Consider the following 4211-nt stretch of genomic DNA (forward strand, 5'->3'; position numbering starts at 1 on the left):
TGCCGGCGGATCCCGTGGCCGCGGTCGTCGCCGAGCACGACCGGAGGGGCATACGCCCGCGCTTTCATACCGTGGCCCCCCGGTGGAAGCGCGAATCCGACATTCCCGAACGGGTCTGGTTCGCGGCCCTCGAGGCGCTCGGGTGAGACAGGGACCGCGGGTGCGCCGAGCAGCCAAATCGCGCTAGGTTGTCCGTTCTCGCACGGACGGACGCCGTCTGCAGAGCCGACCCCCGGAACAGGGCACACGATCATGTCGACTCGTCTGAAATCGCTCCGGATGGCAGGACTGCTCGCCGTTCTCCTGATCTCGCCCGTCACCGCGCACACGGCCTTCGCCCAGGGCGCCCTCCGGCTCTCCTCGCCCGACGAGCGCAACGTCGTCACCGTAGGGGTCGTGGATGGGGCACTCACCTGGGCGTTCGTGAGGGACGGACGGAAGGTCGTGCTTCCGTCCCGACTCGGGTTCGAGTTCCGCGGTGCCCCGCCGCTGTCGAGCGGGATCGAGATCACCGGCTCCGAGCGCGCCGCGGTGAACGAGATGTGGGAGCAGCCGTGGGGCGAGGTTCGGTACGTGCAGGACTTCCACAACGAGCTCCGGGTGTCCGTAGCCGAGAGTAGCGACCCCGGCCGTCGGTTCACGGTCGTGTTTCGGGCCTTCGATGATGGGATCGCCTTCCGTTACGAGCTGCCGGAGCAGGACGCTCTGGCCGACTTCGAGATCATGGACGAGCTAACGGAATTCCGGCTGGCCGAGGACCCGAAGGCCTGGTGGATCCCCGCGAACGACCCCACCCACCGGTACGAGCTCCTCTACCGCTCGTCCCCCGCGAGCACGATGCCGGAGGTCCACACGCCGCTCACGCTCGAGATGCTGGATGGGCCGGTGCTGGTGATCCACGAGGCCGACCTGGTGGACTATGCCGGCATGAACCTGACGGGTTCGTGGGACCGGAGCCTCTCGGTGACCCTCCCGGCCTGGGCCGACGGCGTGAAGGTGCGCGGACGGACGCCGTTCGTGACGCCGTGGCGCACCATCCAGGTGGCCGATCGGGCGGCCGACCTGATGCCCTCCACCCTCGGGCTCAACCTCAATCCGCCGAGCGCGATCGAGGACCCGGATTGGATCGAGCCGATGAAGTACGTGGGCATCTGGTGGAGCCTCCACCTCGGGACCGAGACCTGGGGCTCGGGGCCGCGGCACGGGGCGACCACCGAGAACACGAAGCGCTACATCGATTTCGCGGCCACGAACGGTTTCGGCGGCGTGCTCGTGGAGGGCTGGAACCTCGGGTGGGACGGCAACTGGGCCGAGAACGCGGAGCTGTTCTCCTTCACCGAGCCGTATCCCGACTACGACCTCCCGGCCCTCGCCGCCTACGCGGCCGACCGGGGCGTGACGCTCGTCGGCCACAACGAGACTTCCATGGGAGTCGCCAACTACGAGAGCCAGCTCGACGATGCGTTCGCGCTGTACGAGGACCTCGGCATCCGGGCCGTGAAGACCGGCTACGTGGGGGATGAGACCGCCGAGGGCCACGCGCACCACGGACAGTACATGGTTCGGCACTGGCGCCGGGTGATCGAGACGGCGGCGCGGCACCGGATCATGCTCGACGTCCACGAGCCCATCAAGGACACCGGCGAGCGCCGCACCTGGCCCAACATGATGACGCGCGAGGGCGCGCGCGGCATGGAGTACAACGCCTGGGGCGGCGACGGCGGAAACCCGCCCGAGCACCACACGATCCTCTACTTCACGCGCCTCGTGGCCGGGCCGCTCGACTACACGCCCGGCGTGTTCGACATCCTCCTGTCGTCAGGCGACGGGTCACCGCGCGAGATCGAGGAGCCCCGGGTGCGGACGACGCTGGCCAAGCAGCTCGCCCTGTACGTGGTTCTCTATTCGCCGATGCACATGGCGGCCGACCTGCCGGAGAACTACGAGGGACGCGCCGCCTTCCAGTTCCTCCGTGACGTGCCGGTGGACTGGGAATTCAGCGCCACCCTCGGAGGTCGGATCGGCGACCACGTCGTCGTCCTGCGGAAGGACCGGAACAGCCCCGACTGGTACCTGGCGGCGATCACGGACGAGGAGGAGCGCGCCTTCGACGTCACCCTCTCCTTCCTGCCGGAGGGCGAGCGCTTCGTGGCCGAGATCTACGCGGACGGGGAAGGGGCCCACTGGCTCACCAACCCGCTCCCGATCGAGATCTCGAGCCGTCCGGTGGATGCCTCGACGACGTTGAACCTGCGACTCGCGCCCGGAGGAGGGCAGGCGATCCGGATCCGGCCGGCGGACTAGGCTTCGGGCAGGCCGCAGCGCTGCCGGACCTCGTCGGCCATCCGCAGCCCGACCTCCTCCTCCTCGTCGATGACGGCGTCGGCGCCGGCCATCAGGAGTTGCCAGCGGTGCACGTGGTAGCGCGACCGGGCCACGATGGGCACGTGTGCCGCCACGGATCGCACCTGGAGGATGATGTGCCGGGCCGTCCACGGGTCCGGGACGGTGATCACCACGCACGCCGCGGACGCCACGTGGAGATGGTCGAGCACTTCCCGTCGTCCGGCGTCCCCGATCAGGGTGCGCAGGCCGTAGCTCCGGGCGAGCTCGACGCCGCGCTGCGCCATGTCGACGACCACCAGCTCTCTGGACGGGTCCGTCATCATGAGCTCGCTCACGCCGCGACCGGCCGGTCCGAACCCGACGATCACGACGTGATTCCTCAGCGCCCGCGGCTCCGGCCCGGATCCGTCCGCCGGAAGGTCTCCCTCGCCGAGACCCCCCACTCCCGAAGCGGCTCCCGACGCGGACACCCCGCGCAGGCGCGTGGCGAGGCGTGGGGCCAGCGCCGTCAGTCCCGGGGTGAGGAACAGGGTGGCCATCATCGAGGACACCAGGAGGTCGAACTCTCCCGTCCCGATCAGGCCGATCTGTCGGGCGAGCGCGGCGATCACCAGCGAGAACTCACCCACCTGGGCGAGGACGGCGCCCGTGGCCACGGCGACGCCGGCCGTCACCCCGAACGCCCGCACCACGCCGGCCGTCACCAGCCATTTCCCGGCCACGATGGCGGCGGCCACTCCGGCCAATAGCGCCGGGTTCTCGGCGATCCACCGGGGATCCGCCAGCATGCCGATCGAGCAGAAGAAGAGGGTGACGAACAGTGTCCGAAAGGGAATGATGTCCGCCCGGATACGGGTGGCGAACGGCGATTCGCCGAGCAGCATCCCGGCGATGAACGCACCCATGGCGGGCGACAGGCCCAGCTCATGAGAGAGCCACGTCGCCCCGAGGGCCACGACCACGGCCAGCAGCACCGGAAGATCCGGCGACCGCTGGGCCACCCGCGCCCCCATCAGGCGTGGGAGCACGTACGTGAGAACCGCCCATAGACCGGCGAACAACAGGACGGCGAAGCCGAACGTCCGGGCCACGCCCCAGCCGACCTGGTCCGCCGGGCCGCCCTCGCCCAGGAAGGCCACCAGCAGGACGAGGGGGACCACGGCCATGTCCTGCAGAAGGAGGATGCCCACCGCGTAGCGACCGTGCACGGCGTCGATCTCGGCGCGGGATTCCAGCAGCCGGAGCACCGCGGCGGTGCTGCTGAGCGCGATCGCCGCCCCGAACACCACCGCCCGGGACGGGTCGAGGCCGATGGCGAGGCACACGCCGGCGGCGAGCCCGCCGGTCAGGACCACCTGCAGCGTTCCGCCGCCGAGCGCCACCGGTCCGATGGTCCGCAGCCTCTTCCACGAGAACTCCAGCCCGATCGTGAAGAGCAGGAGGGCCACGCCCAGCTCCGCGATGGAGCCCACCGCCTCGTGGCTCGGAAGCAGGTCCAGCGCGTTCGGACCGAGGAGGATCCCGGCCGCGAGATACCCGAACAGCGGCGTGAGGCGGACCCTCTCGCAGGCGGCTCCGAACGCGGTCGCCGCGGCGAGCAGGATCAGCAGGTCCAGCAGGGCCGTCCACAGGGTCATGGAGTATCCGGTGCGCTCATGACTCCGCGGGCCCCGCCGGAGGCTCGGCGGAGAGCGCCGACGGGCACGCGATCAGGCGCGCGCCCGATGCCAGGACCGCGGCTACGATCACGGACCCTCCCGGATCCACACCCTCGCCGAGAGCGGAGCCAGCTCGGTCCGGAGCGTGCCGGCCACGACCTCTACCGCCTGACGCGGCGCCCCCGCCGAGCTGAACGCGACGCGCCA

The 4211-nt window shown here is 70.4% G+C and carries 2 protein-coding genes; one reads left to right on the forward strand and one right to left on the reverse strand.

The window, feature by feature from the left end:
* The first annotated feature begins 252 nt into the window (after positions 1-252).
* Positions 253-2304 carry a glycoside hydrolase family 97 protein gene (locus AC36XV_RS12310; protein ID WP_492203980.1) on the forward strand — a complete coding sequence of 684 codons (2052 nt, stop codon included), beginning with the start codon at positions 253-255 and terminating at the stop codon, positions 2302-2304.
* Here AC36XV_RS12310 and AC36XV_RS12315 read toward each other — a convergent pair.
* Positions 2301-3983 carry a cation:proton antiporter gene (locus AC36XV_RS12315; protein WP_492203981.1) on the reverse strand — a complete coding sequence of 561 codons (1683 nt, stop codon included), beginning with the start codon at positions 3981-3983 and terminating at the stop codon, positions 2301-2303. The genes AC36XV_RS12310 and AC36XV_RS12315 overlap by 4 nt on opposite strands.
* Positions 3984-4211: the final 228 nt, after the last annotated feature.

It is taken from the genome of Candidatus Benthicola sp. (assembly GCF_058719085.1).

What these genes read in the sequence shown, in the direction of transcription:
- AC36XV_RS12310 (WP_492203980.1), top strand. Translation starts at nt 253, where the DNA reads ATGTCGACTCGTCTGAAATCGCTCCGGATGGCAGGACTGCTCGCCGTT.
- AC36XV_RS12315 (WP_492203981.1), bottom strand. Translation starts at nt 3,983, where the DNA reads ATGACCCTGTGGACGGCCCTGCTGGACCTGCTGATCCTGCTCGCCGCG.